Annotated in this window: 2 rRNA genes; both read left to right on the plus strand. The window is 47.6% G+C overall.

The features are described from left to right. Positions 1–163, plus strand: a 16S ribosomal RNA gene (locus C400_RS0125940); the annotation flags it as partial. Positions 164–463: 300 nt separating this feature from the next. Continuing rightward, positions 464–729, plus strand: a 23S ribosomal RNA gene (locus tag C400_RS0125945); the annotation flags it as partial.

Below are 729 nucleotides of genomic sequence, written 5' to 3' on the forward strand. Positions count from 1 at the left end.
TTCCCGGGTCTTGTACACACCGCCCGTCACACCACGAGAGTTTACAACACCCGAAGTCGGTGAGGTAACCGCAAGGGGCCAGCCGCCGAAGGTGGGGTAGATGATTGGGGTGAAGTCGTAACAAGGTAGCCGTATCGGAAGGTGCGGCTGGATCACCTCCTTTCTATGGAGAATCGTTTCCTGCAATGGAAACATTCAAATCAGCAGGTGTATATACCTGCGACCAGATATTCAATTCGGTTCATCACATTCGTGTGAATGAAATGAATATCCTGAACTTACTCACTCGTTGCTCAGTTTTGAGAGTTCAAACTCTCAAGCTTCGATGAAGTGAATTGCACCTTGAAAACTGGATACCGAAACGAAATTGCGTTTTAGAATATTCCTTTAAGCTGATCTTGTGTAAACAAGTGAAATAAAGGTAGCAGATATCGACATTTTCTTTTTATGAAAGAAAAGTCTAGGTTAAGCTACAAAGAGCACACGGAGGATGCCTAGGCGCCAGGAGCCGAAGAAGGACGTGGCGAACAACGATAAGGCCTCGGGGAGCTGTAAGCAAGCTTTGATCCGGGGATGTCCGAATGGGGAAACCCGGCTGTCTTCATCGACAGTCACTACTCACTGAATACATAGGTGAGTGAGAGGCAGACCAGGGGAACTGAAACATCTAAGTACCCTGAGGAAGAGAAAACAATAGTGATTCCGTCAGTAGCGGCGAGCGAACGCGGA

The sequence above is a fragment of the Paenibacillus sp. ICGEB2008 genome, assembly GCF_000307675.1.
Classification (GTDB): domain Bacteria; phylum Bacillota; class Bacilli; order Paenibacillales; family Paenibacillaceae; genus Paenibacillus; species Paenibacillus polymyxa.